The following is a 26837-nucleotide window of genomic DNA, read 5'->3' on the forward strand; positions in this document are numbered from 1 at the left end:
CTCCAGGCGTTTCAGCTCCAGGCGTTTCAGCTCCAGGCGTTTCAGCTCCAGGCGTTTCAGCTCCAGGCGTTTCAGCTCCAGGCGTTTCAGCTCCAAGCGTTTCAGCTTCAAGCGTTTCAGCTTCAAGCGTTTCAGCTCTCGCCATTCCGACTTGCGCCGCTTTGCAAAGCCATCTGGAACTGCGGTTTCGACGCAGAAACACATTGAAATCATCTTCGAGGGCGCGGACTCCTCATGCTATCCTTGGCTCGCTTTGGGGGCCAAGGGGATCGTTTCAAGCACGTCTCGCAGCCCGAACTAACGGAAAGAACGCCGTGTCGCATTCAGACAAACAGTTGCAGTCGGTGCTCGAGACGCTCGAGGAGTGCCGCAAGGTTCTCAACGAGAGCAACAGCCGTGAGTCGGCTGAGCTGCTCTCGATCGTCATCCTCGATGTCAGGATGAAGCTCAAAGGAATTGACAGTGCGGACCTCAAGGCGCTGTGCGACGAAATGCTGCGGAGCGCTGCCAGCGAGCCGCTGCCCCCCTCCAAGCAGACGCAGGACCAGCCCCGGCGTCCGCTGCTCCGCGTGGTGAAGTAGCCGCGCCGCTGAATCTCGCTTTTTGGCGAGATTTGTGCGCGTCCCGATGCCGCATCTGTGATCGCAGACGGCATCGGGAGGAGCCTTGGTTTGATCGCGCCTCTGTTGCGCATTCCCCGGCATCGGCTACACCAGAGCCGGTTTGGCTCCGGCCATGCGCCCATTCCCGGAGCGCTGCCCGAGGGCCCGGGATGGCTCCGACTGCATCATGCAAAATGTCTCGATTACGGCGGCGCTGATTGCCGGCCTCGTCAGCTTCCTCTCGCCTTGCGTCCTGCCCCTGGTTCCGCCCTATCTGATCTATCTCACCGGCGCCACGATCGAGCATGTCGAAAGCGACGAGCCGGCGTCGACCTCCAAGCGCGCGATCATGATGGCGGCGCTGCTGTTCGTGCTCGGATTCTCGACGGTGTTCGTGGCTCTCGGTGCCAGCGCCTCGCTGGTCGGCGGGCTGATCCGCGCCTGGTCGGCGGAACTGTCGATCCTGGCCGGCATCGTCATCATCATCATGGGCCTGCACTTCCTCGGGCTGACGCGGATCGGCCTGTTGATGCGCGAGGGGCGCCTGACTGCACCAAGGCCCGTCGGTCTCTGGGGCGCCTATGTGATGGGCCTCGCCTTCGCCTTCGGCTGGACGCCCTGCATCGGCCCGATCCTCGCCGCGATCCTCTCGATCGCCGCGGCGGAGGCGACGGTGACGAAGGGGGCGGGACTGCTCGCGGTCTATTCCGCCGGCCTCGGCATTCCCTTCCTGATCGCGGCGCTGATGATCGAGCAGTTCTCAAAGCTGTTCGCGCGCATGAAGGGCCAGCTCGTCAATGTCGAGCGCGCCATGGGCGTGTTGATGGTCATCACCGGCGTCGGCTTCCTCACCGGCGCCGTCTCCAATGTGAGCATCTGGCTGCTGGAGACATTTCCGGCGCTGCAGACGATCGGGTAGGCGTTCACCGCTCCTCGTCCAGCGCGCAGATGACCGTGCAGACCACGCCGCGCGGCAGGAAGTCGACCGTTGCCTCGCCGCCGAGCTGGTCGCGCGCGCTGCGCTCGATCAGGCGCGAGCCGAAGCCGCGCTGCACCGGGGCGGTCACCGGCGGGCCGCCAGTCTCGGTCCAGATCAGCCGGAGCCGCGGCTTGGGCGCATCTTCCATTATCTCCCAGTCCAGGGTCACCCGGCCGGTCTCGTTGGACAGCGCGCCGTATTTCGCGGCGTTGGTCGCGATTTCATGCACGATCATCGACAGCACCACGGCAAGCCGTGGTGACAGTGGCACGGTGGGGCCGGCCATCCTGATGCGATCGGGATTGGCGAGCAGGAACGGCTGTAGCGCGCGTGCGATCACGTCTCGCAGCTCCGAGCCCGCCCACTTCTCCTGGCTGAGGAGATTGTGCGCCTCGGCCAGCGCGCAGAGGCGCCCCTCGAATTTGGTCCGCTCGTCGCGGCTGGCGCTGCGGAAAGTCTGCACTGCGATGGCCTGCATCAGCGCCAGCGTATTCTTGACGCGGTGGTTGAGCTCCTCGATCAGCAGATTGTGCAGCATGTCGCCGCGCGCGATCGTGGTCGCCATCCTGACCGCAAAGGTGAGGCCGACCAGCAGCAGCACGCCGCCGATCAGGCTGGTGATCGCGATGTCGCGCCAGAGCGGCGCGATTAGCGAGCTCTCGGTGACGCCGGCGGCGACGGTCCAGCCGGTCAGCCGCGATCGCGCATAGGCCGAGGCGAGGGCCACGCCGTCGAGCGACACGCTCGACAGAACCGCCTCGGGTGCGCGGAACATCGCCTCATAGAGCGACGGCGAAGCCTGCTTGCCGAAAGTCTCGTTCGGATTGGGGGCGCGCGCGAACACGACGCCCTTGCTGTCGAGCAGCGATACCGTCCACTGCTCGTCGGGGCGCTGCCGTTCGACCAGGTGCTGGAAGATGTCGATCGGCGGGCTGAAGGAGAGCGTGTAGACGACTTCGCCGTCACGCAGCACCGGGACCTCGACCGTGACGATCGGGCGCTTCTTGGACGAGCCGGTGAACAGATCGGAAAATTGCGGCGTCTTGCTCGCGAAGACTCGTTCGACGATATCGCGATTGTTGCGCGGCGGCAGGCTCGCCGTGTCGGTCGTCAGCGTCGAGAACAGCTGGTGCCCGGACTTGTCGGCCAGCAGCAGGACGCTGTCCTCGCCATACTGGCTGATGAACCCGACTGCCGAGCGGCGGAAACTGTCGAAGTCGCCCCTGTGCAAGGACTCGCTAAGCGCGAGCACCTGCAGGCCGCCCGTCATCCGCTGCACCTCGGAATCGAGCACGAGGCGCATGCTTCGCACCGTCTCGAGCACCCGGCGCGTCGCGTCGCTGCGGTCCTGGCGATAGTTGGAATAGGCGAGGCCGACGGCGAAAACGATCAACGGCAACATCGTTCCCGTCACCAGGAGAGCGAGCCGGACCGGCAAAGAGAGCTTTGACAACGCAGGCGTCCCGGTTCCAGCGCTGCGACGCCGGATTATGATTTTGTCAAACCATACGGGCAGGATTTGCGCTGCGCCATGATTTTCACATCCGGCGAGCAGGCCAGACAGGATTTTTGCGGCGCAATCGCCGCCGTCTCAACTCATGCTGATGGCGGTGAGCAGAAGACACATGGCGTACACGACCGCCACGCTGAGCCCGGCGATCCGGGCTTCTCGATGCGATGTGGCGGGCTCCGCGATGATGCGCGAAGCCCGTTGCAACAAATGTTGGGAAGGTCAGAGATTGCTCTCGGTGATCGCGGCGTAGATCATGCTGCGCAGCTCGCGGCGGAGCGGATAGGCGCTCGACGGCAGCACCTGCGTCATGAAGATCGTGATCAGCTCCTCGGCCGGATCGATCCAGAACGAGGTCGTGGCCGCGCCGCCCCAATTATATTCGCCGGGGCTGCCGGCGATCAGTGTCTCCGCCGGGCGGATGGTGACGGCGAAGCCGAGGCCGAAACCGATGCCGTTATAGGTCGCCTCGGAGAACAGCGAGCGCGATACCTCGGGGAGGAAGCGGCCGCCCGGAATGTGGTTGGTCGTCATCAGTGCCAGTGTCTTCGGCCCGATCAGCCTGACCCCTCCGAGCTCGCCGCCGTTGAGCAGCGCGCGGCAGAAGGTGAGATAGTCGGCGACCGTCGAGCACAGGCCGCCGCCGCCGGAGATGAAGGAGGGCGGCGAGAGGAACGAGCTTTTGGTCGGATCGTCCTGGAGCGTCAGGCCCTCGCGTCGCTGGCCGGCATGGAAGGTCATGCCGCCACCGGGATCTGCCGAGTAGCAGGCAGCGAAACGGTGCGCTTTCGATGCCGGCACGTGGAAATCGGTGTCGGTCATGCCGAGCGGATCGAGGATGCGCGTCTTGAGGAACTGCTCGAACGGCATGCCCGAGATCTTGCCGACGAGATAGCCGAGCACGTCGGTCGCGACCGAGTAGTTCCAGGCCTCGCCCGGCGAGAACTCCAGCGGGATCTTGGCCAGCGCCTCGATCATGGTCTGGAGCGTGCCTGACTTCTCGACCTCGCCGATCTTCTCGGCGCGATAGGCGGCATCGACATTGGAGCGCTGCTGGAAGCCGTAAGTCAGCCCGGAGGTGTGGCGCAGGAGGTCGACGATCAGCATCGGCCGGGACGGCGGCCGGGTCAGGAAGGCGGGTGAGGTGCCCGCGACGAAGACGCCAAGATCCTTCCATTCCGGAATGTACTTTGCGACGGGCTCGTCGATCGCGACCAGGCCTTGCTCGACCAGCATCATGAAGGCGACGCTGGTGAGCGGCTTGGTCATGGAATAGATGCGGTAGATGGTGTCGTCCTTGACCGGCGCCTTGCGCTCGATATCGGCAAAGCCCTGGACCGAACTGTGCGCGACCTTGCCGCGGCGATAGACCAGCAGATGCGTGCCCGGGAAACGGCCGGCATCGATGTAGCGGTTCTTCAGGTGTGCATCGACGCGGTCGAGCGCGGCCTTGGACATGCCGACGGATTCGGGCGAGGCGGGGGTAGGGGCGAGCATCAGTTCCTCCGGGCAGTTTCTGCAGGAGGTAATAGCCGAAATGGGGCCCCCATTCCAAGCGGGTCGCGCTTAACGCGAGCCCACCGACTGGTGTAGGCTCCAGTCTGGAACGCCTCCAGGGAGCCCTCAGGACTTTTCACGGGCCAACGAGAAAAATGCAAGGCAAACGCATCATGACCCAGTTCAACGAGACCGAACTCACCGAAGCCGTCGTCCGGAGCTTTGACCAGACACCGAATCCGCGTGCGAAATTCCTGCTCCAGGAATTGATGAAGTCGCTGCACGATTACGTAAGCAAGACCGGTCTCACTTTCGAGGAATGGGAATACGCCATCGATTTCCTGACCCGCACCGGCCAGAAATGCACCGACACCCGTCAGGAGTTCATCCTGCTGTCCGACGTGCTCGGCGTCTCCATGCTGGTCGATGCCGTCAACCACCGTGACCGCGACGGCGCGACCCAGACCACGGTGCTCGGCCCGTTCTATGTCGGCGAGCACAAGATCACCGCTCATGGCACCGATATCTCGCCGAATAATCTCACCGGCGAGCGGATGTTCGTGCAGAGCCGCGTCACCGATCTCAAGGGCGAGCCGCTCGCCAATGTCCCCGTCGACGTCTGGCATGCCGACGATGACGGGTTCTACGATTCACAGAAGGCGAATTACGACGAGGTCGGCGCGTCGGCGCGGGCGCGTTTCATCACCGACGCCGACGGCCGCTTCTTCTTCCGAACCATTCTGCCGTGCAGCTATCCGATCCCGACGGACGGGCCGGTCGGCGAGATGATTGTGCAGACCAAGCGCCACCCGATGCGCCCGGCGCATGTGCACTTCCTGGTCAATGCCAAGGGCTACGAGCCGCTGATCACCCACGTCTTCATGGACGGCGACAAATATCTCGATTCCGACGTGGTGTTCGGGGTCAAGGACGACCTCGTCGCCAAGGTCGAGCCGCGCAACGACCTTGAGATGCCCGACGGCGGCAAGGCGAGCGGACAATGGCACCTGATGACCTACGAATTCCACCTCAAGCCGGGCGGCGGCATGGCGCCGAAGCCGCTTGGGACGAAGGCGGCGGAGCCGGCCTGACGGCCCTGCCGGGCGCGCCGCTTCTCACCTCCCGATATAGGCCGCCAGCTCGTCGGGCGTCCCCATCGGAAAGGCCTCCTTCATAAAGTCGAGGAAGGCGGATACGCGCGCGCTCAAGAGCCGGCGCGATGGATAGAGCGTCCACAGCGCGATCTCTGGTCCGTCGACGTCGCCCCAATGCACCAGCGTGCCGGCGGCGAGGTCGTGACTGACCAGTGACACTGGAAGGCGTGCGGCGCCGACGCCCGCCCGGACCGCATCGCGGACCATGACGAGCGATGACAGGCGAAGCACCGGATCAACCGCGATGCGCGATTTTCCTTTTGGCACCGTCACTTCCCAGGTTGTCTTGCGGTCGCCCGCTCCGCGCATGATAGCCGGCACAGCGTGATCGCCCCTCGGCCGTTTCAGGCTTGGGCTCGCCACGATCACCAGCCGGTCGCGCAGAAAGATTCGTCCGACGAGGCTTTCATCCGGATCCGGATTGACCCGGATGACCAGGTCGTAGCCTTCCTCCACCATGTCGACGCTCCGGTCTTCCGTCGTGACCTCAAGGCGGATCTCCGGATATCTGAGCGCGAAACCGGCGGCGAGCTTCCCCATCGCGGTTTGCGAGAACAGCAACGGTGCGCTGATCCGCAGCCTGCCGCGCGGCCTGTCGCCACCCGAAGCGATCGCCGCCGTGGTTTCGTCGAGTTCAGTCAGCAGCGCGCCAGTTCGCTCGTAAAGTGCACGTCCCTCTTGGGTGAGCTTCAGGGCGCGCGCTCCGCGCTCGAAAAGGCGCAGGTCGAGGCTGCTCTCCAGTTCCGCGACCCGGCGGGACAGGGTCGCCTTCGGCCGCCCAGCGGCACGTGCGGCCCGTCCGAACCCTCCGTGGCGGGCGACGAGATTGAAATCAGCGAGGGCGAGCAGATCCATGCGTTCCACCAGTGAGACAGAAGGTCTAAATATAGCGTCTATCGGGCCAGATGTGGATCGCTAGTTTCCGGAGTGTCTTTTGACCCCAACCGGAGTGACCCCCATGACCATCCTCGTTACCGGCGCAACCGGCACTGTCGGCCGCCAAGTTGTCGAACAACTGGTGAAGCGCGGCGCCGATGTTCGTGCTCTCGTCCGCGATCCCGCGAAGGCCAATTTCCCGACAGGCGTCATCGTCGCGCAGGGCGACCTGCTCGATGTCGACTCCTTGCGCGGCGCGTTGTCAGGCGTATCCACCCTGTTCCTGCTCAACGCAGTGGTGGCAGATGAATTCACGCAGGCGCTGATCGCGCTCAACCTGGCGCGCGAGGCGGGCGTCGAGCGGATCGTCTACCTGTCAGTGATCCACAGCGATCTCTACGTGAACGTGCCGCACTTCGCGGGCAAGTTCGGTGTGGAGCGGATGATCGAGCAGATGGGCTTCAACGCCACGATCCTGCGGCCGGCCTACTTCATGAACAACGATCTCACGATCAAGGACGTCGTGCTCGGACATGGTGTCTATCCGATGCCGATCGGTAGCAAGGGGCTCGCCATGATCGACGCGCGCGACATCGGCGAGATCGCAGCCATCGAGCTGATCCGCCGCGAGCGCGCCACCGGGCCTCTGCCGCTCAACCGGATCAATCTCGTCGGTCCGGACACGCTGACCGGCGCGGATATCGCCACCATCTGGTCGGAGGGGCTGGGCCGCACGATCGCCTATGGCGGCGACGACGCCGGCAGATTCGAGCAGAACCTCAGACAGTTCATGCCGGGCTGGATGGCCTACGACATGCGGCTGATGTGCGAGCGCTTCCTGACGGACGGCATGATTCCCGACGCTGGCGACGTCGAGCGTCTGACCGCGCTCCTGGGCCGTCCCCTGCGTTCCTATCGCGACTTCGCCTCCGAGATCGCGGCGTCGGCCTGAGGGCGCGGGCCATACCCGACAATGACAACAAGGATGCAATCGCCAGCGCAGGCGTCCCGCCTCGAGGTAGCTACCATGCAAAATTCTGAAACCGACGACATCCGGACTGCCCCACCTAAGATACTGGTTCTTGGAGCGACCGGCGCTACTGGCCGTCTGATCGTCAGCCAGGCGGTGGTGCGAGGGTACGACGTCACCGTGCTCGTGCGTTCTGCCGAGAAGGCGCGTGATCTCAAGGGGGCGAAGCTCATTGTCGGAGACGCCCGTGACGAAAAAGTGCTGCGCCAGGCGCTCAAGGGCCGTGACGCCGTCGTAAGCGCGCTGGGCACACCGGCAAGCCCGTTCCGAGAGGTGACGCTTCTCTCGACAGCGACGCGTGCACTCACGAGCGCAATGCAGATCGAGCAAGTCTCACGTCTGGTCTGCATCACGGGAATGGGAGCCGGTAACAGTGTCGGGCACGGCGGTTTTCTTTTCGACAACCTGATTTTCCCGCTTCTCCTGCGCAGAGTGTACGCCGACAAGGATCGTCAGGAAGCGATCGTGAGAGACAGCGGCCTCGATTGGGTTCTGGTTCGCCCCTCCGTCCTGAACAACAAGCCGAGCCGCGATACGATCCGGGCGCTCACGGATCTATCCAACTTCCATGGCGGAGGCATATCGCGAGAAGACGTTGCGAGGTTCGTCTTGGACCAGCTGCGCGCTGATGCCTGGCTGCATCGTTCTCCGTTGATCACATGGTGAAGGCGGCCGACCCGGCCTGACCCAGACCGGCCCTGCTAGCGCGCGTGCAGCAGGGCGAGCAGGACGACGACGGCGCAGGCCAGGACCACCGTGGTCAGTTTCCAGAACAGAAGCGGATTGCGCTCGATCAGGGGCGTGGTCCGCGTGCTGAGGTACGCGGGGTTCGGGATTCTGAGCTCGTAGGTGAATTCGGACACATCCTCGTGGCGCTTGTTGGGATCCGGATGCAGCGCCTTGCGTAGCGCGCCGTCGATCCAGACCGGGACGGCGCGGTCGTCATGGCTGGCCGGACGGTATCTGAGCTTCCACGCGTCCGATCGTCCTCTGATACGGCCGACCTGGGCGCCGTAAGGCAGCTCTCCGGTCAGCATCTGGTAGCAGATGGTCGCCAGCGAGAACATGTCCGATCGGGGAGAGCCGCCTTCGCCAAGGAAGTATTCTGGCGCTGTGTACTGCACCGTGCCGAGGATTTCGGTGTTGTCCGGTGCCGCCTCGGCGACGCCGGCGACCTTGACCGCACCAAAGTCGATGATCTTCGCGGTGCCGGTCCTGTCGATCAGGACGTTGTCTGGTCGCAGATCCTGATGCAGCATTTCCATGCGATGGAAGGCGCGCAGGCCCGCGGCGATCTGGTCCACGATGCCGCGCACGGTCTCGAGGTCGGGGCGAGGATTGTCCAGCATCCACTGCCGTAGCGTCTGCCCCTCGATGAACTCGGTCGCGACATAGAGATAGTTGCGTCGTTTGGACCGCGAGCGGGGCTTCAGGACGTGCGGGCTGTCAATCCGTCGCGCGATCCATTCCTCCATCAGGAACCGCTTCAAATAGGCGGGATCGTCGCGAAGATCGATCGAGGGGATCTTCAGCGCGACCGTCTCCTCAGTCTCGGTGTCGGCCGCGAGATAGATGTGGCTGCGGCTGCTGGCGTGAATCTCGCGGACGATACGATAGCCGTCAAACAGCGCCCGCGGCTCCGGCAGCGGTGGCGGCGGTAGCTCGGCCGTGCCGCCAAAAATGTCGGATGAGCCGGTCGGCGGCACTTCGTCGATGCGCAGGATCTGGACGGTGATGTTGTCATCGCTGCCGCGCCGATAGGCTTCCTCGACGATGGATTTCGCCGCTCCATCGAGATCGTCCGCGTGCGTCGCGAGCGCGGTGCTGACGAAGCGATGATCGACGAACTCGTAGGCACCGTCGGTGGCCAGCAGGAAGATGTCGCCCTGCTCGATCTGGAGCGCCTGGTAGTCGATTTCGATTTGCGGGTTGATCCCGAGCGCGCGGCCGAGATAGGTCTGTTCCGACGAGACGATGACGCGGTGATCGTCGGTGAGCTGCTCGAGCGCCTTGCCGGCGACGCGGTAGATCCGGCAATCGCCGACGTGAAAGATATGGGCCATGGTCGATTTGACCACCATGGCTGTGAAGGTGCAGACATAGCCCTTGTCGCGATCATAGGCGTATTGGCTACGGCGCGTCTCGGCGTGGAGCCATGAATTCGTGGCTTCCAGCACGCGTCGCGCCGAGGTCTTCACCGTCCAGGACTCGGGCGTGCAGTAATAGTCGGTCAGGAAACTCTTGACCGCGGATTCGCTCGCCACCTGGCTCACCGCGCTGCTCGAGATGCCGTCGGCCAGGACGACGGCAATCCCCTTCAGGCCTAACAGCGGCTCCGCCGGGATGAGGGCGCCGTGAAAGTCCTGATTGACCGGCTTGCGCCCCCTGTCGGAGTGCTGCCCGATCGAAATTCGCAAGCCCCGGTCCATCCTCGCCACCAATGCAAAGGGAGCCTCACCTTATCAGGCGAGGCTCCCTTTGTTGACGATCAGGCCGCGGCGCGGGTCTGCGCCTTCGCACCCGGTTCGCGCTTCGGCTTCGTCAGCACATGCGTCGCGTACAGCGTCAGTCCGGTGAAGGCGAGGCCGCCCACGAGGTTACCCAGCACGGTCGGGATCTCGTTCCAGATGAAATAGTCCATGATCGAGAACTTGGCATGGAGCATCAGGCCTGAAGGGAACAGGAACATGTTCACCACGGAATGCTCGAACACCATGTAGAAGAACACCAGGATCGGCATCCACATCGCGATGACCTTGCCCGGCACAGTCGTGGAGATCATCGCGCCCACGACGCCGGTCGAGACCATCCAGTTGCAGAGCATGCCGCGGATGAACAGCGTCGCCATGCCGGCGGCGCCATGTGCCGCGTAGCCGAGCGTTCGGCCTTCACCGATATTGCCGATGGCCGCGCCGACCTTGTCCGGGTCCTGCGTGAATCCGAACGTCGTCACGAAAGCCATCATGAAGGCCACCGTGAGGGCGCCGGCGAAATTGCCGATGAAGACGAGGCCCCAGTTCCGCAAGACGCCGCCGAGCGTGACCCCCGGCCGCTTGTCGATCAGCGCGAGCGGCGCGAGCACGAACACGCCGGTCAGAAGGTCGAAGCCCAACAGATAGAGCATCGAGAATCCGACCGGAAACAGCAGTGCGCCGATGATCGGCTGGCCGGTGTTGACGTTGATCGTGACGGCGAACCAGGCGGCGAGTGCCAGGATGGCGCCGGCCATGTAGGCGCGGATGACCGTATCCCTGGTGGACATGAAGATCTTGGATTCGCCTGCGTCCACCATCTTGGTGACGAATTCCGAAGGTGCGAGATACGACATCAACAGCTCCTTTGCTCATGTGCATGATCGACCCGGTCCGTGCCGGATCGACGCCTTTGTCAGACCAGTGAGCTTTCGCGCCCCGTGGGATTGGGGCGCGTACCGGAAAGCGACATCGACATGCGCAAGGGATAGCGTCACGATGACCGCGCCTTGGCGGACCAGCGAATAGGCTTCCCAGTGGCCTTCGGTGGCTTCGCGCTCCGGCTCACTGTCAGTCATCGTTGACTAGGCAGAGTGGAAGCAATCGATGTGCCAGATGATCCGGCACGGCAGGCTGCATTCCGAGCCCAAATTTGCTCGTGCTGGAAGGGGATAGCCCTTCTGGAGAACATCGCGTCCGACCGCCGCCGCGGCGGGCTGGCGCGAAAACGGGCTCCTGCCCAACTCTTGTGCGACGCACAATCAACGGGCGAATCCGCATTCAAGAAATGAGCGGCCAGCAAATTTTTGATGCAATTATAGGCGTGATTATATTTTAGGCAATTAGATAAGGCTTTGTAATTATTCTTATTTCTTGCGCTGGCCGACTTGGCATGGAGCTTGAATTAAGCGTCTCGACGCCATCGACGCCGTCACCGAGCAATCATTCAAATCGTGACACCGCCGAAAACGGGGGGCTTCCCCGAGCGTGCATCTTTGCGCCCCGCGTCAGTCGGTGTCCCGCTTCCTAGTGAAAGGGACTTTTCCAATGAAGGAAGGCAATCCGAAGTGGATTTCTGACTGGCGCCCCGAAGATGAGGCGTTCTGGAATGCGAGCGGCAAAGTCGTCGCCCGGCGTAATCTGATCTGGTCGATCGTCGCTGAGCACATCGGCTTCTCGGTCTGGCTGATCTGGAGCATCGTCGCGACCAAGCTGCCGCAGGCGGGCTTCCATTACTCGACCGACGAACTGTTCCAGCTCGTGGCTGTGCCGGGCCTGATCGGCGCCTTGATGCGCTTTCCCTATACGTTCGCGGTCACCACGTTCGGCGGGCGCAACTGGACGATTTTCAGCGCAGCCGTGCTGTTCATCCCGACTCTGGCGCTTGCGTATTTCGTCGGTCAGCCCGAAACGCCGTTCTGGCTGATGCTGCTGATCGCGTCGACGGCCGGTCTCGGCGGTGGCAATTTCGCCTCCAGCATGACCAACATCTCCTTCTTCTTTCCTGACCGGATGAAGGGTTGGGCACTCGGCCTGAACGCGGCCGGCGGCAATATCGGCGTCTCCAGCGTGCAGCTGCTGACGCCGATCCTGATGACGCTCGCCGTCATCAATCTGTTCCAAGCAGCGCCGGTCGGCGGCGTCTATCTCCAGAACGCCGGCCTGATGTGGGTGTTGCCGATCGCGATCGCGGTGATCGGCGCGGTGTTCTTCATGAACAACCTGACCTCGGCCAAGTCGTCGATCAAGAACCAGCTTGCGATCGTCAAGCGCAAGCACACCTGGATCATGGCCATCATCTACATCGGGACGTTCGGCTCGTTCATCGGCTACTCCGCGGCGTTTCCGCTGCTGATCAAGACTCAGTTTCCGACGATCACGATCTCGATCGCGTTCCTCGGTCCGCTGGTCGGCTCGTTGTCGCGTCCGTTCGGCGGCTGGCTCGCCGACAAGGTCGGCGGCTCCATCATCACCTTCTGGAATTTCATCGCGATGGCGGCGGCCACGATCGGCGTGCTGTACTTCGTCGGAGAGAAGGACTTCACCGGCTTCCTCGCGATGTTCCTGATCCTGTTCCTGACGACGGGCATCGGCAACGGCTCGACCTACCGCATGATCCCCTCGATCTTCCGCGAGGAGAACCTGTTCAAGGTGCGCGGCAAGGGCGATGGGGCGCGCGCTCTCGCGCTGAAGACCGCGAGCATCGAGAGCGGTGCGGCTGTCGGCTTCATCGGCGCGGTCGGTGCGGTTGGCGGTTATCTGATCCCGAGCAGCTTCGGCAAGTCGATCGCGATGACGGGCGGACCGCAGGTCGCGCTCGCCATCTTCCTCGCGTTCTACGCGATCTGCCTCGGAATGACCTGGTGGTTCTACCTGCGTCGCAGCCCGCAGGCGGAAGGCGCGCCAAGCCTCGCCGAAGCGCGCGTGTAATCGCGCGTTACGAAACTCGCTTCTCCCCGCACGCGGGGAGAAGCCGCTCTGATGACGTTTGATCCATGAGCTTTCTCCGCAACGGCGCGGACAAAGGCAGACCGAAACAGACAGGAAACCATCATGACACCTCAGCAGATCGCCCTCGTGCAGCAAAGCTTTTCCAAGGTCGCGCCGATTTCCGAAGCAGCTTCGCAGCTGTTCTACGACCGCTTGTTCGAAGTGGCGCCGTCCGTGCGTGCGATGTTTCCCGAGGACATGACCGAGCAGCGCAAGAAGCTGATGGGCATGCTGGCTGCTGTCGTCAGCGGCCTGTCGAATCTCGAGACGATTCTTCCCGCGGCCTCGGCGCTCGCCAAGCGTCACGTCGCCTATGGCGCCAAGGCCGAGCACTATCCCGTGGTCGGCGCGACCTTGCTCTGGACCCTGGAGAAGGGCCTCGGCGAGGCCTGGACGGGCGAACTCGCAACCGCCTGGACCGACGCCTATGGCGTGCTGTCCGGCTACATGATTTCCGAAGCCTACGGCGCACAGTCGCAGGCCGCCGAATAGGAGATGCCTTGTGAGTGAACCGCTGGTCATCGTCGGTAACGGTATGGCGGCCGCGCGTCTGGTCGATGAACTCGCCAAGACTGCGCTCGGCCGCTACGCGGTTGCCGTTATCGGCGATGAGCCGCGGCTCGCTTACAATCGCGTGCTGCTCTCCTCCGTGCTGGCCGGCGAGACCGGCTCGCACGAGATTGAGCTCCGCCCGGCGGACTGGTGGCGCCATCGCGGTGTCACCGTGCGCTATGGCTATCGCGTCACCGAGATCGACACTGGCCGCCGCGAGCTCAAGATCGCCGGCGAAGAGAGCATGGAATATTCCAAGCTTGTGCTCGCCACGGGATCGACGCCGCTGCGGCTCAACGTGCCGGGCGCCGATCTCGCCGGTGTCCATACCTTTCGCGACACGCGCGATGTCGACCTGTTGCTGACGCTGGCGGCCGCGAAGAAGCGCGTCGTCGTGGTTGGCGGCGGCCTGCTCGGGCTTGAGGCAGCCTACGGCCTTGCGAAGGCCGGCGCGCCCGTGACGCTTCTCCATCTGATGGACCGGCTGATGGAGCGCCAGCTCGATGGGCCGGCCGCCGATCTGCTCAAGACGCTGGTCGAGCGCAAGGGCATCCGCATTTTGCTCAATGCCTCGACCGCCCGCATCCATGGCGAGCGCCATGTCGAAGCCGTCGAGCTTGCCGATGGTAGCCGCATCGAGGCCGACGCCGTGATCTTCGCCGCCGGCATCAGGCCCAACATTGCGCTGGCCAAGGAGGCCGGCATCGCGGTCAACCGCGGCGTCGTCGTCAATGACGAGATGCAAACCGCATCGCCCGACATTTACGCGCTCGGCGAGTGCGCGGAGCATCGCGGCACCTGCTACGGCCTGGTCGAGCCGGCTTATGAGCAGGCGCGCGTCTTGGCGCGGCATCTCGGCGGCCGACCCGCCGCCTATCAGGGCAGCGTGGTCTCGACCAACCTCAAGGTCTCCGGCGTCAGCGTGTTTTCCGCCGGCGACTTCATGGGCGGCGAGGGCAGCGAGAGCCTCGTGCTGACCGACCGCAGGCGCGGTACCTACAAGAAGCTTGTCATTGCCGACGGATGCCTCACCGGCGCCGTCCTGATTGGCGATACCACGGATGCGCTCTGGTATCTCGAGCTGATCCGCACTCGCGAGAAGATCGCCGGGATTCGCGCGGACATGATGTTCGGCCGCGCGCTCGCGTTTCCGTCCAAGGCGGCGTGAAGGAGACGGCTTGACATGACGGCGATCGACCCCAGCCTCCGCACCACCAAGACGACCTGTCCCTATTGCGGCGTCGGCTGCGGCGTGCTCGCAACGCCCGACGGCGCGGGTGGCGCTGCGATTGCGGGTGATCCCGATCATCCCGCGAATTTCGGCCGGCTGTGCTCGAAAGGCTCTGCGCTCGGTGAGACCGTCGGGCTCGAGAGCCGGCTGCTGTATCCGATGATCCGCTGCAAGGGCGTGCTGGAGCGCGTTGCCTGGAGCGATGCGCTCGATCACGTCGCCCATCGGATGCAGCACATCGTCGCGCGCGACGGTGCCGATGCGGTCGCGTTCTATCTTTCGGGCCAGCTCCTCACCGAGGATTATTACGTCGCCAACAAGCTGATGAAGGGCTTTGTCGGCACCGCCAATGTCGACACCAATTCGCGGCTCTGCATGTCGTCCTCGGTCGCCGGCCACCGCCGTGCCTTCGGCGCCGACACCGTGCCGGGCTGCTACGAGGATCTCGACCAGGCCGATCTGCTCGTTTTCGTCGGCTCGAATGCCGCCTGGTGCCACCCGGTGCTGTTCCAGCGCATGGTCAAGAACCGGCAGGAGCGCGGCGCGCGCATGATCGTGATTGATCCGCGCCGCACCGATACCGCGAGCGAGGTCGATCTGTTCCTCGGCCTCAAGCCCGGCACCGACACCGCGCTGTTCTCGGGCCTGTTCGTCCATCTCGCCGACAGCGGCGCACTGGATCAGGAGTATATCGCTCGGAACACGTCGGGCCTTGATGATGCGCTGGCGCGCGCGCGCAGCATCGCCGGCAGCGTCACCGCGACCGCGCTGGCGACCGGCCTCTCGGAGCAGGACGTCGCAGCCTTCTTCAGGATGTTCCGCGACACCGAGCGTGTCGTCACGCTCTATTCGCAGGGCGTCAACCAGTCGGCGCAGGGTACCGACAAGGTCAACGCGATCCTGAACTGCCATCTCGCGACGGGGCGCATCGGCAAGCTCGGTGCTTCGCCGTTCTCGCTCACCGGCCAGCCCAACGCGATGGGCGGCCGCGAGGTCGGCGGCCTCGCCAACCAGCTCGCGGCGCACATGAACTTCACGCCGCCCGACATCGACCGTGTCAGGCGGTTCTGGAAAGCGCCGCGCATCGCCACCCATGAAGGGCTGAAGGCGGTGCAGCTGTTCGAGGCGATCAACCGCGGCGAGGTCAAGGCGCTCTGGGTGATGGGCACCAATCCCGCGGTGTCGCTGCCCGATGCGGATTTCGTGCGCGAGGCGCTGAAGAAGCTCGAGCTGTTCGTGGTGTCCGAGAACGTGCTCTCCAACGACACGGTCGAGGCCGGCCCGCACGTGCTGCTGCCGGCACTGGCCTGGGGCGAGAAGTCGGGCACGGTGACCAATTCCGAGCGCCGCATCTCCCGCCAGCGCTCGTTCCTCCCCGCACCCGGCGAGGCGCGCCCCGATTGGTGGATCCTCAGCGAGACCGCAAAACGCCTCGGCTTCGGCGACGGATTCAATTACAAATCCGCCGCCGAGATTTTCCGCGAGCATGCCGCGCTCTCGGCGTTCGAGAACAACGGCAGCCGCGATTTCGACATCGGCGCGCTGACGTCGCTGTCCGACGAGGACTTCGACGCCTTGAAGCCCGTGCAATGGCCGGCGCGCGAGGGCGAGGCGCCGGGCGAGCGCTTCTTCGCGACTGGCGGCTTCTTCACCAATGACGGCAAGGGCCGCTTCGTCGCGCCGGAGGTGCCGGCACTGCGCAGCGAGACAGGACCGTCGCGTCCCCTGCGGCTCAACACGGGACGCATCCGCGACCAGTGGCACACCATGACGCGTACGGGGCTGAGCAAGCGGCTCGGCGCGCATCTGCCTGAGCCGTTCGTCGAGATCCATCCCGACGACGCCAATAAATACGGTATCGTCCATGACGGCTATACCCGCATCGCCACCGATTACGGCCAGTGCATCTTGAAGGCCGTCGTCAGCGAGCGGCAGCAGCGCGGCACGCTGTTCGCGCCGATCCACTGGAGCGCGATGAATGCCTCGCACGGCCGCGTCGGTGCGCTGGTCGCGCCGTTCACGGATCCGTTCTCCGGACAGCCGGAGTCGAAGGCGACGCCGGCTGCGATCGCGCCGTATGAATACGTCTTCCGCGGCTTTGTGCTGTCGCGCAAGCAGCTCGATCTGCCGCCGAATCTGTTGTGGACCCGCGCGACCGTCGCCGGCGGCTTCGGCTATCTCTTCGCCGACAATGCGGATCTGTCGCGCTGGCCGGCCTGGCTCGATGGCCTCGCCGGCGACGACGTGGCCGAGTACCGCGATTTCGGCGGCGGCGTCTACCGCGCGGCCTCGTTCGCGGGCGATCGCATCGAGGCCTGCCTGTTCGTCGGCCCCGCGCATGATGCCGGCGACTGGGAGGTGGTGAAGAGCGTTTTCGCGGCCGATCATGTCACCGACGATCAGCGCCGCATGCTGCTATCAGGCAAGTCCAGCGAAGGCGCCGCGGCGACCGGCCCGATCGTCTGCGCCTGCTTCGGCGTCGGCCGCGGCACCATCTGCGATACCATCGCGAGCGGTGCCCGCACCGCCGCCGAGATCGGAGCCAAGCTTAAGGCCGGCACCAATTGCGGCTCCTGCATCCCCGAGCTGAAGCGGCTGATTGCGACGACCGAAGTGGCCCCGGCGAAGCAGGTAAAGGTCGCGGGCGCGGCAGGTTAGACGGCGCTCTTTCCATCGTCATTGCGAGCACAGCGAAGCAATCCAGATTTCCTCCGCGGAGACAGTCTGGATTGCTTCGCTACGCTCGCAATGACGGTGTTGATGCAGCTGTACACGAATTTTTGCGATGACACCCGCAGCAATCGACGGCCGCGCCGTTGTGCCCTATCGTGCCTGCCGTCCAACACCTTGCTGTCGTCAGTGAACTGAACTCTTGAGCTCCGTGGTAGTTGCTTGGACGAGAGATCGGCATCGGAGACGAACATGAACGCAAAACCCTTCGGCAGGACCGGCGCCGATGTCTCCGTGATCGGGCAGGGTACCTGGTATCTCGACCATGGCGATCGCAAACGTGCGGTCGCGGCGCTGCAACGCGGGCTCGATCTCGGCATGACCCATATCGACACCGCGGAGATGTATGGCGATGCCGAGCTCGTCATTGCCGATGCGATCGCGGGCCGCCGGGATGACGTGTTCCTCGTGTCGAAGGTGCTGCCGAGCAACGCCTCGCGTCGCGGCACCATCACCGCTTGCGAGCGCTCGCTGAAGCGGCTGAAGACGGACCGTCTCGATTGCTATCTGCTGCACTGGCGTGGCTCGTATGACCTTGAAGACACCGTCGCCGCGTTTGAGGAACTGGTGAAGGCCGGCAAGATCAAGTCCTGGGGCGTCTCCAATTTCGACGCCGCCGATCTCGACGAGATCCTCGACGTTTCCGGCGAAGGCAAGATCGCCTGCAATCAGGTGCTCTATCATCTCAAGGAGCGCGCGATCGAGCACGCGGTGATCCCGTGGTGCGAGCGGCATGGCGTCGCGGTCGTCGCCTATTCGCCGTTCGGACACGATGATTTTCCCGACGAGCGCAGCAAGGCCGGCGCCGTGCTGGCGCGCATCGCGGAGGCGCGTCGCGCGACGCCGCGTCAGGTCGCGCTGAGCTTCCTCACCCGTGCGACTACGGTGTTCGCGATTCCGAAGGCATCGTCCGCGGAACACGCCAGCGAAAATGCGGCCGCTGGCGATCTCGTGCTGACGAAAGAGGAGATTTCAGCGCTGGATGCGGCGTTTCCGCGCGGTCCGAAGCCACATGGCCTGCCTATGCTGTAGTGCACAAAAGCCTATTATTAATGGAGTATTGACACGCGCGGACGTGAGCGCATATCGGCATCCTGTTTTCGGAAGTTGTGAAAGCGGCGCATTTGTCGTTTTTTACGACCGTTCCCGAATCGTCGTTTTCCCAGGTTCCAGCCGTGACACCGCCGCCCGCCGCAGCCGCAAGGCTCGACAGTATTTCCATGCCCGTGCCGGAGAAGAAGCAGCAGACGCGCCGCGCGCCTGCGCGCGTCGATCATCCCTTCAAGGGCATCGCGCTGGTGTTGCTGTCGACGGTGTTTCTCGGCTGCTCCGACGTCACCGCGAAATATCTCTCGACGAGCCTGCCGTCGATCGAGATCACCTGGATTCGCTTCATCACCTTCGCGCTGATGTTCACGCCGGTGATGCTGCCGGGCTCGCCGCTGCATGCGATGCGCACCGAACGTCTCGGGCTGCAATTGATGCGCGGCGTCGCGCTGCTCGGCTCCTCGCTGTTCTTCATCACCGGCTTGCGTTTCCTCCCCATCGCGGAAGCCTCGGCCACCGGCTTCGTCTCGCCGCTGTTCGTCACCGCGCTGTCGATCATCTTCCTCAGCGAGAAGGTCGGCATGCGCCGCTGGATCGCGACCGCGATCGGGCTGATCGGTGTGATGATCATCCTGCGGCCGGGCTCGAGCGCGTTCCACATCGCTGCGTTCTTCCCGATCGTCTCGGCGTTCTGCTGGGCTGCCGCGCTGATCATGACGCGCTTGATGAGCGGGCGGGAGGCGGTGCTCACCACGATGGCGTACTCGGCTCTCACCGGCGTTGCGATCCTGAGCATCATGGTGCCGTTCGTCTGGGTCACGCCGACCTGGACGGGCATCGGGCTCGGCATCGTGATCGGTCTTGCCTCAACGATCGGCCAGTGGATCGTCGTGCTCGCCTATCGTTATGGCGATGCCTCGGTGCTGGCGCCGTTCTCCTACACGCAGCTGCTGTGGGTCAGCATTCTGGGCTTCTTCCTGTTCGGCGAGCTGCCTGATGTCTGGACCGTCACCGGCGCGGCCTTCATCGTCGCCAGCGGTCTCTACATCGCCCATCGCGAACGCATCCGCCGCGCCCAGCTGCTGGTGCTGGAAGAGCGTTCCCCGAACCCCTGACGCAAGTTCACACGTCCTGCTTCGTGCTATCAACGGCTCCAACGAACAGGGAGGAGCCGGATGCGCGCTGCGATTTTCAGGAATGGTGAGATTGTCGTCGACCGGATGGCCGAACCGAAGCCCGGCCCCGGCCAGGTGCTGGTCAAGACGCTTGCCTGCGGCATCTGCGGCTCCGACCTGCACGCGCGCCAGCACGCGCCGCGGATGGTGGAGATGGCGAAGAAGACCGGGCGAACGCCGATGGATCTGTCGCGCGATGTCGTCTTTGGCCACGAGTTCTGCTGCGAGATCGTCGACTATGGCCCCGGCACCGCGCGCAAGCTCAAGCCCGGCACGCATGTGTGCTCGCTGCCCGCCCTGCTGACGCCGGAAGGCATCAAGGGCATCGGCTATTCCAACGACTTTGTCGGCGGCTATGCGGAAGCGATGCTGCTCAGCGAGCCGTTGCTGCTGGAGGTGCCGAACGGCCTTGCGCCGGAACACGCCGCGTTGACCGAGCCGCTCGCGGTCGGCGTTCACGCCGTCGCAAAGGCCAATATCAATGGCGGCGAAGTGCCGCTCGTGATCGGCTGCGGCCCGGTCGGGCTCGCGGTGATCGCAGCTCTGAAGATCAAGGGGCTGCATCCGATCGTCGCGGCCGATTATTCACCCGCGCGGCGCGCGCTCGCAGCTCAGCTCGGCGCCGATATCATCGTCGATCCCCAGATGTCGCAGCCCTATGCGACCTGGGCCGAGCACGCGCAGATGTCGGAGGCGGAGAAGGCGGCGCGGCCGCCGCTCCAGGCCATGCTGCCGGCGCTGAAGCCCGCGGTCATCTTCGAATGCGTCGGTGTGCCCGGCCTGCTGCAGCAGGTGTTCGAAGGCGCGCCGCGCGATGCCAGGATCGTCGTGGTCGGCGTCTGCATGGAGAGCGACAGATGCGAGCCTATGCTCGGCATCATGAAGGAGCTCAACGTCCAGTACGTGCTCGGCTACACGCCGGAGGAGTTTTCGGGGTCGCTGCGCCTGATCGCCGAAGGGCAGGTGGATGCCGCGGCGATGGTGACGGCGGAGGTAGCCATCGACGGCGTCGCCAAGGCGTTCGCCGATCTCGCCAATCCCGAGGCGCACACCAAGATCATCGTGCAGCCGTGGCGATAACGGTGTCGTAGGGTGGGCAAGAGCGCAAAGCGCCGTGCCCACCATGCGTCCACGTCCGTGGTAAGAATGGTGGACACGCTACGCATTGCCCACCCTACGAGACCTTCGTCAGTATTTCGAAGGCACGTACATCTCCGGCGGGATCGGACCGCGGTGATAGTCGGGATTGCGCACGCGCGGCGGCAGCACCACCGGAGCGCGACCAACTTCCTGATAGGGGATCTGGCTCAAGAGATGCGCAATGCAGTTGAGGCGCGCGCGCTTCTTGTCGACGGCGTCGACGATCCACCATGGCGAGTCCGGCAGATGCGTGTGCTCCAGCATCGTCTCCTTGGCCTTGGTGTACGCCTCCCAGCGGCTGCGGGCCTCGACGTCCATCGGGCTCAGCTTCCACTGCTTCAAGGGATCCTTGATGCGCATGGTGAAGCGGAACTGCTGCTCGTCGTCAGTGATGGAGAACCAGTATTTGACCAGGATGATGCCGGAGCGGATCAGCATCCGTTCGAACTCCGGCACCGTCTGGAAGAACTCCTGGTACTGCTCGTCGGTGCAGAAGCCCATCACGCGTTCGACGCCGGCGCGGTTGTACCAGCTGCGGTCGAACAGCACCATCTCGCCGCCGGCCGGCAGGTGCGACACATAGCGCTGGAAATACCATTGCGTGCGCTCGCGCTCGCTCGGCGCCGGAAGCGCCGCGACGCGGCAGATGCGGGGATTGAGGCGCTGGGTGATGCGCTTGATGACGCCGCCCTTGCCGGCGGAGTCGCGGCCTTCGAACAGCACGACGACCTTCTTCTTCTCGCTCTGCACCCAGTCCTGGAGCTTGACCAGCTCGGCTTGAAGCCGGAGCAGCTCCCGGAAATAGAGCCGGCGATCGACCGTCGGGTTGAGAACGTCGGTCTCGTCCAGCAACTCGTCGAGCCTGGAGTCGTCCAGCTCCATCTCCAGCTCCTCGTCGAGATCGTCGGCCATCTCCTGGATGATGCGCTCGCGCTTGGCGGTCTGGGAGGTGCGGTCGGATGCAGTCATGGGTCTCTCTCTCGGGCCAAGGATGCCTGTCGCCCGCGACCATCGACGGGGTTTATTGCGTCCATGTGACACCGGTGGCCGGCAGGGGCCGTCAGACCGGCAGCGCGATCGAATATTTGACCTGGCTGAGCGCAAAGCTCGACTCGATCGAGGCGATGCCGTCGAGCCGGGTCAGCTTGGTCTTGAGGAAGATCTCGTAGGAGGCAAGGTCGGCCGCCACCACGCGCAGGAGGTAGTCGCGGTTGCCGGTCATCAGATAGCATTCCAGCACCTCGTCCCATTTCGATATTGCGCGGGCAAAGCGGTTGAGGTCCTCCTCCTTCTGCCGCGCGAGCTTGATCGAGATGAAGACGCTGACATGCAGCCCCAGCGCTTTCTGGTCGACGGTTGCGATGTAGCGCGAGATGACCCCGCGCTCCTCCAGGAGCTTGACCCGGCGATGGCAGGGCGAGACCGAGAGCCCGACCTTGTCGGCAAGCTGCTGCATGGTCAGTCGGCTGTCGGTCTGGAGAGAGCTGAGGATTTTGCGGTCGATGGCGTCGAGCTCGGGCATTGGGATGGAACCTATGTGTGGCTGGATGTCATTGGTAAATTATCCCAATATTTGAGCGTACGGCGCGAAAAATTGAGAAGTTTGGCGCAGCCCGCAGGCGTATCATCTTCCGACCTGTTTTCCGGGAGCATTGCCATGCCCGTTGATTCCGCCCGTCTCGACACATTGACCGCGCTGGCCCGCAAGGCGCTGTGGCTGTCGTCATGGACCATCCACCATGCCAACCACGTCCGGTCGAACACGGATGGACTGAAGGTCGGCGGACATCAGGCCTCCTCGGCCTCGCTCGCCACCATCATGTCGGCGCTGTATTTTAGCGTGTTGCGGCCTGAGGACCGCGTCGCGGTGAAGCCGCATGCGAGCCCGGTGTTCCACGCCATCCAGTATCTGTTCGGCCGGCAGAGCCGCGAGAAGCTGGAGAACTTTCGCGGCTTCAAGGGCGCGCAGTCCTATCCCTCGCGCACCAAGGACGTCGACGACGTCGATTTCTCGACCGGCTCGGTCGGCCTCGGCGTCGCGCAGACGCTGTTCGCCTCGCTGGTGCAGGACTATGTCAAGGCGCATGGCTGGATGAAGGATCGCCGCGAGGGGCGGATGATCGCGCTGGTCGGCGACGCCGAGATGGACGAGGGCAACATCTTCGAAGCGCTGGCCGAAGGCTGGAAGCACGGCCTGCGCAACACCTGGTGGGTGGTCGACTACAACCGCCAGTCGCTCGATGCCGTGGTGCGCGAAGGTCTCTGGGAAAAGTTCGAGACCATGTTCCGCAATTTCGGCTGGGACGTCGTCATCGTGAAATACGGTCGCCTGATGCGCGAGGCCTTTGCCGAGCCCGGCGGCGAGGCGTTGAAGCGCTGGATCGACAATTGCCCGAACGCGCTCTATGCGGCGCTGTGCTTCCAGGGCGGCGCGTCCTTTCGCAAGCATTTGCATGACGAGATCGGCGACCAGGGGCCGATCACGAAGCTGATCGACAAGCGCAGCGACGACGAGCTCTTGGCGCTGATGTCGAATCTCGGCGGCCACGACATGGCGAGCATGCTGGAGGCGTTCGAGTCCATCGATCACGATCGCCCGGTCTGCTTCATCGCCTACACCATCAAGGGTGTCGGCCTGCCGTTCCAGGGCCACAAGGACAATCACGCCGGCCTGATGACGGTCGCGCAGATGGAGAAATATCGCGAGAGCCAGAACATCCGCCCCGGCCACGAATGGGACAAGTACGAAGGCCTCACGCAAAGTGCCGCCGAGCTCGACGCCTTCCTCGCGCGCGTGCAGTTCAACAAGGACGGCCGCCGGCTGACGGCGCCCGTCGTCGAGGTGCCGCAGCAGCTGGCGTTCAAGCCCTCGCCGCAGATGTCGACGCAGCAGGGCTTTGGCCTCGTGCTGAACGAGATCGCGCGCGGCGACAGCGAGCTGGCACAACGGATCGTCACGACCTCGCCCGATGTCACGGTCTCGACCAATCTCGGTCCGTGGGTGAACCGGCGTGGCCTGTTCGCGCGCGGTGAGAAGGCGGATTTATTCCGCAGCGAAAAAATTCCGTCCACCTTCAATTGGGACTTCTCGCCCAAGGGACAGCATCTCGAGCTCGGCATCGCCGAGATGAACCTGTTCATCATGCTCTCGGCGCTCGGCCTGTCGCACCAGATCAACGGCGCGCGGCTGCTGCCGGTCGGCACGCTCTACGATCCCTTCATCGAGCGCGGTCTCGATGCGCTGAATTACGCCTGCTACCAGGATGCACGCTTCATGGTTGCGGCGACGCCGTCAGGCATCACGCTCGCGCCGGAGGGCGGTGCGCACCAGTCGATCGCGACGCCGCTGATCGGCATGGCGCAGGACGGGCTCGCCTCGTTCGAGCCGGCCTTTGTCGACGAGCTCGCCGTGATCATGGGGTGGGGCTTTGAGCACATGCAGCGCGATCCCGGTGAGGGCGGTTCCGTGTACCTGCGGCTCTCGACGCGCTCGATCGAGCAGGCGCAGCGGATCATGACGCCGGAGCTGCAGCAGGGCATTACCGATGGCGCCTACTGGCTGCGCAAGCCGGGCCCCAATGCCGAACTCGTGATCGCCTATACCGGCGCGGTCGCGCCGGAGGCGATCGAGGCGACCGGCTTCATCGGCGAGAGCCGGCGCGACATCGGCCTGCTTGCGATTACCTCGGCGGACCGCCTGCATTCCGGGTGGACTGCCGCGCGAAAATTGCGGCGCGACCGGCGCGGCGTGCAGCACCTCAGCCATATCGAAAAACTGCTGGCGCCACTGCCGCGCGATTGCGGCATCGTGACTGTGATCGACGGCCATCCGTCGGCGCTCGGCTGGCTCGGCAGCGTCCGCGGCCACCGCGTCGAGGCGCTCGGCGTCGAGCAGTTCGGGCAGACCGGCACCATCGCGGACCTTTATCGGCACTATGGCATCGATGCGAATGCGATCATCGATGCGGCGGAAAGCCTCACCACCGGCGCGCCGGTGCTCCATCGTAAGATGGCGGTGTAGTCGGGGTGACCGGGTTGTCATTCCGGGGCGACGCGTAGCGTCGAGCCCGGAATCCATTGCGCCTCAGTTCAGGTGGTGCAATGGATTCCGGGCTCACGACTTTGTCGCGCCCCGGAATGACATCTGAGGGAGCCTTGCCACGTTCCCGCCATCGGCTCATATAACCTCCGTCCGCCGCAACGCTGGCCCCGCATATGGCGGGTTCAATTGCCGGCGCTTTCGTGCAAGGATGCCTGCCGAAACGCCCCCTCCAAGCCCCAAGAAGAGGTTAACGATGGTCAATCGCATGCAATTCTACATCGACGGCGCCTGGGTCGATCCCGCCGTCAAGAAGTCCACCCCGGTCGTCAATCCGGCGACGGAAGAGGCGATGTACGAGGTTGCGCTGGGCTCCAAGGCTGACGTGGACAAGGCGGTTGCCGCCGCCAAGCGCGCCTTTGCAACGTTCTCCCAGACCAGCCGCGATGAGCGCGTCGCGCTGCTCACGAAGGTGATCGAGGTTTACAAGGGCCGTCTCAAGGAGATCGGGGCCGCCGTCTCCGACGAGATGGGCGCGCCGCTGCCGATGGCTGAAAAACTCCAGGCCGGCGCCGGCCTCGGCCATCTCATGACCACGCTCGACGTGCTCAAGAACTATCATTTCGAGGAGCCGGTCGGCACCGCCATGGTGCTGCGCGAGCCGGTCGGGGTGGTCGGCATGATCACGCCCTGGAACTGGCCGCTCAACCAGATCGCCTGCAAGGTCGCGCCCGCGCTCGCCGCCGGCTGCACCATGATCCTGAAGCCGTCGGAGTTCACGCCCACCTCGGCGCTGATCTTCGCGGAAATCCTCCATGAAGCCGGCGTGCCGAAGGGCGTGTTCAACCTCGTCAACGGCCTCGGCCCCGAGGTCGGCGCCGCCATGAGCGAGCATCCCGACATCGACATGATCTCCTTCACCGGCTCGACCCGCGCCGGCATCGACGTCGCCAAGCGCGCGGCGCCGACCGTGAAGCGCGTCAGCCAGGAGCTGGGCGGCAAGTCGCCGAACGTCATCCTCGAAGGCGCCGACCTGCAGAAGGCGGTGACCGGCGGCGTGATGCACATGTTCAACAACTCCGGCCAGTCCTGCAACGCGCCCTCGCGCATGATCGTGCCGCTGTCGAAGATGAAGGAAGTCGCCGCGATCGCGAAGGCTGTCGCCGACAAGACCAAGGCCGGTGATCCCCGCGCCGAAGGCACCACCATTGGTCCGGTCGTCAACCGCGGCCAGTGGGACAAGATCCAGGGCCTCATCAAGAAAGGCATCGACGAGGGCGCAACGCTCGTGGCCGGCGGCCCGGGCCTGCCCGAAGGCGTCAACAAGGGGTTCTACGTCCGCCCGACCATCTTCGCCGACGTCACCCCCGAGATGACGATCGCACGTGAAGAAATCTTCGGACCGGTGCTGACCATCATCGGCGCCAAGAACGAAGCCGACGCCGTGCACATCGCCAACGACACGCCGTATGGCCTCGCTGGTTACGTCACGGGCGCTTCAGTCGAGGATGCCAAGCGCGTCGGTCGCCAGATCCGCGCCGGCAACGTCAACCTCCAGGGCGTGCCCAACGACCGCAGCGCGCCGTTCGGCGGCTACAAGCAGTCGGGCAACGGCCGCGAGTGGGGCAAGTACGGCCTCGAGGACTTCCTCGAAGTGAAGGCCGTCGCCGGCTTCAACGCCGCGTAAGTTTTAGCGCCTGAACAGAATGACGCCGGAGCGGGAAACCGCTCCGGCGTTTTTCGTTTCGTTTCTCTCCGTCATTGCGAGCGAAGCGAAGCAATCCAGGAATCCTTCCGCGGAGGCAGTCTGGAT

22 protein-coding genes are annotated in these 26837 nt (G+C 64.3%); 14 read left to right on the forward strand and 8 right to left on the reverse strand.

Going from position 1 to position 26837, the window contains the following annotated elements; all coding sequences use genetic code 11:
- Positions 1-204: hypothetical protein (locus ABID59_RS18630; RefSeq protein WP_354084318.1), on the reverse strand; the 204-nt coding region annotated here is incomplete at its 3' end.
- A gap of 110 nt (positions 205-314) precedes the next feature.
- Here ABID59_RS18630 and ABID59_RS18635 point away from each other — a divergent pair.
- Positions 315-581 carry a hypothetical protein gene (locus ABID59_RS18635; RefSeq protein ID WP_354084319.1) on the forward strand — a complete coding sequence of 89 codons (267 nt, stop codon included), beginning with the start codon at positions 315-317 and terminating at the stop codon, positions 579-581.
- A 208-nt stretch (positions 582-789) separates the two neighbouring features.
- Positions 790-1521, forward strand: coding sequence for a cytochrome c biogenesis CcdA family protein (locus ABID59_RS18640; RefSeq protein WP_148749001.1), 732 nt, complete (start codon positions 790-792; stop codon positions 1519-1521).
- 4 nt (positions 1522-1525) lie between these two features.
- Here the strand turns inward: ABID59_RS18640 and ABID59_RS18645 are convergent, their stop codons facing one another.
- Together ABID59_RS18645 and ABID59_RS18650 are read right to left on the reverse strand one after the other, a co-directional pair.
- Positions 1526-2983, reverse strand: a complete 1458-nt coding sequence (locus ABID59_RS18645) for a sensor histidine kinase (protein ID WP_354084573.1) — start codon at positions 2981-2983, stop codon at positions 1526-1528.
- Between the two features lie 330 nt (positions 2984-3313).
- A complete protein-coding gene (locus ABID59_RS18650) occupies positions 3314-4588 on the reverse strand; it encodes a serine hydrolase domain-containing protein (protein WP_354031693.1) in 1275 nt (424 codons plus the stop codon).
- 173 nt (positions 4589-4761) lie between these two features.
- On the opposite strand from ABID59_RS18650, the gene ABID59_RS18655 reads away from it, so the two are divergent.
- Positions 4762-5679, forward strand: coding sequence for an intradiol ring-cleavage dioxygenase (locus ABID59_RS18655; protein ID WP_354084574.1), 918 nt, complete (start codon positions 4762-4764; stop codon positions 5677-5679).
- Between the two features lie 24 nt (positions 5680-5703).
- Here the strand turns inward: ABID59_RS18655 and ABID59_RS18660 are convergent, their stop codons facing one another.
- Positions 5704-6597 (reverse strand): LysR family transcriptional regulator, encoded by an 894-nt coding sequence (locus tag ABID59_RS18660; RefSeq protein WP_354084320.1) that lies wholly within the window; start codon positions 6595-6597, stop codon positions 5704-5706.
- A 103-nt stretch (positions 6598-6700) separates the two neighbouring features.
- Here ABID59_RS18660 and ABID59_RS18665 point away from each other — a divergent pair, with 103 nt between their 5' ends.
- Positions 6701-7570 (forward strand): SDR family oxidoreductase, encoded by an 870-nt coding sequence (locus ABID59_RS18665; protein ID WP_354084321.1) that lies wholly within the window; start codon positions 6701-6703, stop codon positions 7568-7570.
- Between the two features lie 75 nt (positions 7571-7645).
- Positions 7646-8314, forward strand: a complete 669-nt coding sequence (locus tag ABID59_RS18670) for an NAD(P)-dependent oxidoreductase (RefSeq protein ID WP_354084322.1) — start codon at positions 7646-7648, stop codon at positions 8312-8314.
- A gap of 35 nt (positions 8315-8349) precedes the next feature.
- Here ABID59_RS18670 and ABID59_RS18675 read toward each other — a convergent pair whose 3' ends face one another.
- Both ABID59_RS18675 and ABID59_RS18680 read right to left on the reverse strand, forming a co-directional pair.
- Complete coding sequence (locus ABID59_RS18675) at positions 8350-10077, reverse strand: bifunctional protein-serine/threonine kinase/phosphatase (protein WP_354084323.1); 1728 nt, start codon at positions 10075-10077, stop codon at positions 8350-8352.
- A 59-nt stretch (positions 10078-10136) separates the two neighbouring features.
- Positions 10137-10976: a formate/nitrite transporter family protein gene (locus ABID59_RS18680; protein ID WP_148748995.1), complete on the reverse strand. Its 840-nt coding sequence runs from the start codon at positions 10974-10976 to the stop codon at positions 10137-10139.
- Between the two features lie 691 nt (positions 10977-11667).
- Between ABID59_RS18680 and ABID59_RS18685 the strand changes: the two genes are divergently transcribed.
- From ABID59_RS18685 to ABID59_RS18715, 7 genes are all read left to right on the forward strand, one after another.
- A complete protein-coding gene (locus ABID59_RS18685; RefSeq protein ID WP_354084324.1) occupies positions 11668-13050 on the forward strand; it encodes an MFS transporter in 1383 nt (460 codons plus the stop codon).
- Positions 13051-13173: 123 nt separating this feature from the next.
- Positions 13174-13602 carry a globin family protein gene (locus ABID59_RS18690; protein WP_148748993.1) on the forward strand — a complete coding sequence of 143 codons (429 nt, stop codon included), beginning with the start codon at positions 13174-13176 and terminating at the stop codon, positions 13600-13602.
- Between the two features lie 10 nt (positions 13603-13612).
- Positions 13613-14830 (forward strand): NAD(P)/FAD-dependent oxidoreductase, encoded by a 1218-nt coding sequence (locus tag ABID59_RS18695; RefSeq protein WP_354084325.1) that lies wholly within the window; start codon positions 13613-13615, stop codon positions 14828-14830.
- A 15-nt stretch (positions 14831-14845) separates the two neighbouring features.
- Positions 14846-17551, forward strand: a complete 2706-nt coding sequence (locus tag ABID59_RS18700; RefSeq protein ID WP_354084326.1) for a molybdopterin-dependent oxidoreductase — start codon at positions 14846-14848, stop codon at positions 17549-17551.
- 264 nt (positions 17552-17815) lie between these two features.
- Positions 17816-18655, forward strand: a complete 840-nt coding sequence (locus ABID59_RS18705; RefSeq protein ID WP_354084327.1) for an aldo/keto reductase — start codon at positions 17816-17818, stop codon at positions 18653-18655.
- Positions 18656-18843: 188 nt separating this feature from the next.
- The gene (locus ABID59_RS18710) at positions 18844-19785 is read left to right on the forward strand and encodes a DMT family transporter (RefSeq protein WP_354084575.1); all 942 of its coding nucleotides are present in this window, start codon (positions 18844-18846) and stop codon (positions 19783-19785) included.
- A gap of 60 nt (positions 19786-19845) precedes the next feature.
- Positions 19846-20925, forward strand: coding sequence for a zinc-binding dehydrogenase (locus tag ABID59_RS18715; RefSeq protein WP_354084328.1), 1080 nt, complete (start codon positions 19846-19848; stop codon positions 20923-20925).
- A gap of 108 nt (positions 20926-21033) precedes the next feature.
- Here the strand turns inward: ABID59_RS18715 and ppk2 are convergent, their stop codons facing one another.
- Complete coding sequence (ppk2, locus tag ABID59_RS18720; RefSeq protein WP_187434594.1) at positions 21034-21954, reverse strand: polyphosphate kinase 2; 921 nt, start codon at positions 21952-21954, stop codon at positions 21034-21036.
- Between the two features lie 91 nt (positions 21955-22045).
- On the reverse strand, positions 22046-22507 hold the full coding sequence (locus ABID59_RS18725; RefSeq protein ID WP_354084329.1) for an Lrp/AsnC family transcriptional regulator: 462 nt from the start codon (positions 22505-22507) through the stop codon (positions 22046-22048).
- Positions 22508-22642: 135 nt separating this feature from the next.
- Between ABID59_RS18725 and ABID59_RS18730 the strand changes: the two genes are divergently transcribed.
- Both ABID59_RS18730 and ABID59_RS18735 read left to right on the forward strand, forming a co-directional pair.
- The gene (locus tag ABID59_RS18730; RefSeq protein ID WP_354084330.1) at positions 22643-25006 is read left to right on the forward strand and encodes a thiamine pyrophosphate-binding protein; all 2364 of its coding nucleotides are present in this window, start codon (positions 22643-22645) and stop codon (positions 25004-25006) included.
- A 274-nt stretch (positions 25007-25280) separates the two neighbouring features.
- The gene (locus ABID59_RS18735) at positions 25281-26711 is read left to right on the forward strand and encodes an aldehyde dehydrogenase family protein (protein WP_148748983.1); all 1431 of its coding nucleotides are present in this window, start codon (positions 25281-25283) and stop codon (positions 26709-26711) included.
- The last annotated feature ends 126 nt before the right edge of the window (positions 26712-26837 follow it).

The organism is Bradyrhizobium sp. S3.3.6, assembly GCF_040546905.1.
Lineage (GTDB): Bacteria > Pseudomonadota > Alphaproteobacteria > Rhizobiales > Xanthobacteraceae > Bradyrhizobium > Bradyrhizobium cytisi.

Excerpts from the sequence above, each read along its gene's own strand:
- ABID59_RS18735 (WP_148748983.1), top strand. The coding sequence starts at position 25,281 with ATGGTCAATCGCATGCAATTCTACATCGACGGCGCCTGGGTCGATCCC.
- ABID59_RS18700 (WP_354084326.1), top strand. The coding sequence starts at position 14,846 with ATGACGGCGATCGACCCCAGCCTCCGCACCACCAAGACGACCTGTCCC.
- ABID59_RS18730 (WP_354084330.1), top strand. The coding sequence starts at position 22,643 with ATGCCCGTTGATTCCGCCCGTCTCGACACATTGACCGCGCTGGCCCGC.
- ABID59_RS18650 (WP_354031693.1), bottom strand. The coding sequence starts at position 4,588 with ATGCTCGCCCCTACCCCCGCCTCGCCCGAATCCGTCGGCATGTCCAAG.
- ABID59_RS18645 (WP_354084573.1), bottom strand. The coding sequence starts at position 2,983 with ATGTTGCCGTTGATCGTTTTCGCCGTCGGCCTCGCCTATTCCAACTAT.
- ABID59_RS18715 (WP_354084328.1), top strand. The coding sequence starts at position 19,846 with ATGCGCGCTGCGATTTTCAGGAATGGTGAGATTGTCGTCGACCGGATG.
- ABID59_RS18640 (WP_148749001.1), top strand. The coding sequence starts at position 790 with ATGCAAAATGTCTCGATTACGGCGGCGCTGATTGCCGGCCTCGTCAGC.
- ppk2 (WP_187434594.1), bottom strand. The coding sequence starts at position 21,954 with ATGACTGCATCCGACCGCACCTCCCAGACCGCCAAGCGCGAGCGCATC.
- ABID59_RS18660 (WP_354084320.1), bottom strand. The coding sequence starts at position 6,597 with ATGGATCTGCTCGCCCTCGCTGATTTCAATCTCGTCGCCCGCCACGGA.
- ABID59_RS18675 (WP_354084323.1), bottom strand. The coding sequence starts at position 10,077 with ATGGACCGGGGCTTGCGAATTTCGATCGGGCAGCACTCCGACAGGGGG.
- ABID59_RS18705 (WP_354084327.1), top strand. The coding sequence starts at position 17,816 with ATGAACGCAAAACCCTTCGGCAGGACCGGCGCCGATGTCTCCGTGATC.
- ABID59_RS18655 (WP_354084574.1), top strand. The coding sequence starts at position 4,762 with ATGACCCAGTTCAACGAGACCGAACTCACCGAAGCCGTCGTCCGGAGC.
- ABID59_RS18665 (WP_354084321.1), top strand. The coding sequence starts at position 6,701 with ATGACCATCCTCGTTACCGGCGCAACCGGCACTGTCGGCCGCCAAGTT.
- ABID59_RS18690 (WP_148748993.1), top strand. The coding sequence starts at position 13,174 with ATGACACCTCAGCAGATCGCCCTCGTGCAGCAAAGCTTTTCCAAGGTC.
- ABID59_RS18685 (WP_354084324.1), top strand. The coding sequence starts at position 11,668 with ATGAAGGAAGGCAATCCGAAGTGGATTTCTGACTGGCGCCCCGAAGAT.
- ABID59_RS18710 (WP_354084575.1), top strand. The coding sequence starts at position 18,844 with ATGCCCGTGCCGGAGAAGAAGCAGCAGACGCGCCGCGCGCCTGCGCGC.
- ABID59_RS18725 (WP_354084329.1), bottom strand. The coding sequence starts at position 22,507 with ATGCCCGAGCTCGACGCCATCGACCGCAAAATCCTCAGCTCTCTCCAG.
- ABID59_RS18680 (WP_148748995.1), bottom strand. The coding sequence starts at position 10,976 with ATGTCGTATCTCGCACCTTCGGAATTCGTCACCAAGATGGTGGACGCA.
- ABID59_RS18670 (WP_354084322.1), top strand. The coding sequence starts at position 7,646 with ATGCAAAATTCTGAAACCGACGACATCCGGACTGCCCCACCTAAGATA.